This is a genomic window from Bacillus nakamurai (assembly GCF_001584325.1).
Taxonomy (GTDB): Bacteria; Bacillota; Bacilli; order Bacillales; family Bacillaceae; genus Bacillus; species Bacillus nakamurai.
On record NZ_LSAZ01000038.1, the window covers coordinates 1 to 3,036 of the forward strand.

The 3,036-nt window shown below is 38.7% G+C and carries 4 protein-coding genes; all 4 read left to right on the forward strand.

Translation table 11 applies throughout. The features are described 5' to 3' along the window. Nucleotides 1-125 precede the first annotated feature (125 nt). The 4 genes from AXI59_RS15100 to AXI59_RS15115 all read left to right on the forward strand — a co-directional run bounded on the left by AXI59_RS15100 (nucleotide 126) and on the right by AXI59_RS15115 (nucleotide 3,005). Nucleotides 126-1,280 (forward strand): N-acetylmuramoyl-L-alanine amidase, encoded by a 1,155-nt coding sequence (locus tag AXI59_RS15100; RefSeq protein ID WP_061528629.1) that lies wholly within the window; start codon nucleotides 126-128, stop codon nucleotides 1,278-1,280. 244 nt (nucleotides 1,281-1,524) lie between these two features. Next, a complete protein-coding gene (locus AXI59_RS15105) occupies nucleotides 1,525-1,962 on the forward strand; it encodes a hypothetical protein (RefSeq protein ID WP_061528630.1) in 438 nt (145 codons plus the stop codon). 419 nt (nucleotides 1,963-2,381) lie between these two features. Next, nucleotides 2,382-2,525: a hypothetical protein gene (locus tag AXI59_RS20080; protein ID WP_167348385.1), complete on the forward strand. Its 144-nt coding sequence runs from the start codon at nucleotides 2,382-2,384 to the stop codon at nucleotides 2,523-2,525. A gap of 249 nt (nucleotides 2,526-2,774) precedes the next feature. Next, the gene (locus AXI59_RS15115; RefSeq protein ID WP_061528631.1) at nucleotides 2,775-3,005 is read left to right on the forward strand and encodes a hypothetical protein; all 231 of its coding nucleotides are present in this window, start codon (nucleotides 2,775-2,777) and stop codon (nucleotides 3,003-3,005) included. Nucleotides 3,006-3,036: the final 31 nt, after the last annotated feature.

Here is a 3,036-nt window from a genome sequence, read left to right on the forward strand (position 1 = left end):
AAAACAACTATGTGACTGACAAAGGGCATAAGCAAAAAGCCGTTTTGAAACAGCACGATTTAACCAAGTAAGGGCTGCCGTTCGGCGGCCTTTTTATATTTCAAAACAGAATAGGAGAGATTTTTATGTCAGCATACAGAAACCAATATATTGATATTAACAAATGGACGCGGCCGGGAATCAAAAACAACGGCGTGAAGAAACTGGCCGTACATTACACGGCAAACCCCGGCGCGTCTGCTGCCAATCATTACAGATACTTTGGACAAACGCTTCCCGCCCAAAACAGAAATCTGTCTGAGAAAAAACAGACGTATGCATCTGCGCATATCTTTGTTGATCCTACAGAGGCTATTTGCATTATTCCATTAAACAAGGTGGCTTATCACGCGAATGATGTCCAGCAATTCGTTAACGGGCAGCCTTACCGCGGGGTATCAGCATTAAAACCGAATGCAAATTTCTTATCTATAGGCGTGGAGCTTTGCATTGAAAAGAACGGCACTTTCCATCCGGATACCATTGCCCGTGCAGAACAAGTTTGTGCCGAGCTGTGCAAAATGTATAAACTTGATCCAATCAATGATATAGTTCGGCATTATGACATTACACATAAAACTTGCCCGGCGCCGTGGGTAAGCAACCCGCAGGGGTTTTCCGATTTTAAGGCCCATGTTAAAAAGCGAATGGCCGGCACGGTTGTAACGGTGCCTGTGGTATCGAATTCAGCCGTTACCCATACAGACACGGGAAGATTTATTAAAAATACGGTTGTGGCAAAGGATGGGCTTGTTTTGCGCACACAACGAAACGCTGGCTCTTCTATGGTGCTTACCCTGCCGAATGGCACGATTGTAAAATATCAGCTCGGTTCAACTGTGAACGGGTGGGGATATATTGAGTACACCAATTCAAAAGGCCAGACATTCCACGGATACGTGAACGTGTCTTATATAAAGAGTGATAATGAGCTGAAAAGCAGCGGCCAAAAGAAGGCTGCAGCAAAGCCCAAAACAAGCAATAAACCAAAATTTCCCCTGCCTGATGGTGTTTTCAAAGTCACAAACCCATTAACCAGGGGCGCAGCCGTAAAACAAATACAGACAGCGTTGGCGGCTCTTTATTTCTATCCGGACAAAGGAGCACCGAACAATGGGATTGATAGCGCATATGGGCCAAAAACAGCAAATGCGGTCAAACGATTCCAGTCCATGTATGGGTTGACTGCTGACGGCATTTATGGGCCGAAGACAAAGACGAAAATCTTGTCCTTGCTATAATATAAAGCCTTCCCATCAGGCTGGCGTTCCTAAAACTGTACAAAAAAATGTAAAGAAGACTAGTGACTTTAAAAAAGCGTTAGAGAAACAGAAAAAATTAGATAAAGAACGAAAAAAAGTTTCTAAATATAGTTGGATTGATATATTATTGAACCCTGCATATGTGATAACAATAGCAGCTTTAGTAGGTGTAACAGTAGCCAAGGTTAGTATTTGGGTTTTAATATTTGAGTAGGGGGAAATTATGCTATCACTTAATAGAGCTTTAAAATTACGTGATTTAGAAGTTTTTCGTGTGCTGAAAGATGGTAACATTTTATCTTACGTAATAATTGAAGATACTCGAAAGCCATTTACAGAAGAAGACAAAAAATTAGAACCATTATGTTATATGGACGAAGAAGATATTAATGCGATTTTAAATGTTTTTAAGATTTCAATTGTTAATGATGAAAAATTAAATGAAGATGATTCAATTTTTATAAGATCTTACTTTTCCGAATTTGTTAATAATACAAATTTAACGAATTTTATTATTAAAGAATATGTTCAAAAGGATTTATATGATTACGATGATGAAGATGACATCATTTTCTTTAATAGAATTTTACGTAGTATAGGATCAGATTATGTTATTAAAGAATTTGACGATATAAATTGGATTTATTTATCTCAAGATTGATTTCTTATTTAGATTTTGAAGGAGTACAGAAGATAATTTCTGTACTCCTTTTTAAGGCAAATAAAATAGACTTCTAGTTTCTCTTTATAGCAATAACACGCTTGACGGAAATCGTAAGATTTTAGCACCCACAAGGGGTGTGTATAAGTGCGCTATTGTCATGGATGTTCTATTTCCAAAATTGCCACCACTTTTTTTGTTGAGCTGCAGCAATCATTTTTTTGTTTCAATGGATTCTTTCAAAGCGAGCATGAGATTTTCATCTCGCTTTTTTTGTTGTTCTTCAAATTGTTCGAGTCGTTTTAGAATCAATAAGAAAATTATAGCAATATGGTGAAAAAATACTAGTTTTTTTACAATACCTATTTACAACGGTAAATAGGTATTGTATAATTAAAGTATAGAAAGGAGGTGCTGAGGTGGACGAGATCAGAAACATAGTTCTTATCATCGCTGGTATCGTGACCATTGTCAAAAACATCTATGATATATGGCAAAAGGAAAGCGAAAAGCGAGAAAAGAACATGAAAAAGCGCTCCCGCCGGACAAGCAAGAAGCGCTGAAACATAGTGAGACAAGGGGAGAAAATCCCCTTGCTCCAATATTATATCACGTCCACGACGATATGAAAAAATATTTTAAGCAGTACAGTTCGTTCGATATGACCACTCTTTTTATTATAATAGCCGGTCTTGTGGCTATTGATTTCGAAAAAGCCGGTACCCTTGGGAAAATCACCGTGATTGTCTTATACTTGGCTGTGATGGTTATTTTATTAAAAGGATTTATTATGATGTGGAGAGAAAAACGACATGAAAGAAAGTGAAAAAATTAAGTTTATTCAGGACGAAGTTTTAACCGCAGCGGAAGTCGCCGAGCTGCTTGCTGTTACACGGCAGCGTGTAAGCCAGCTCAACAGCGGCGGGAGGCTCAAAGCGGTTAAGAAGGTGGGAACAGTGGCTTTGTTCTTGCTGGAACATGTACAAGCTTTAAAAAAAGAATTAGAGGCAGAGCGGAAGAAGTATCGGCCGTATGATCAGTAAAAGCCCACCTGTTTAGGGACTGACCCCCGTT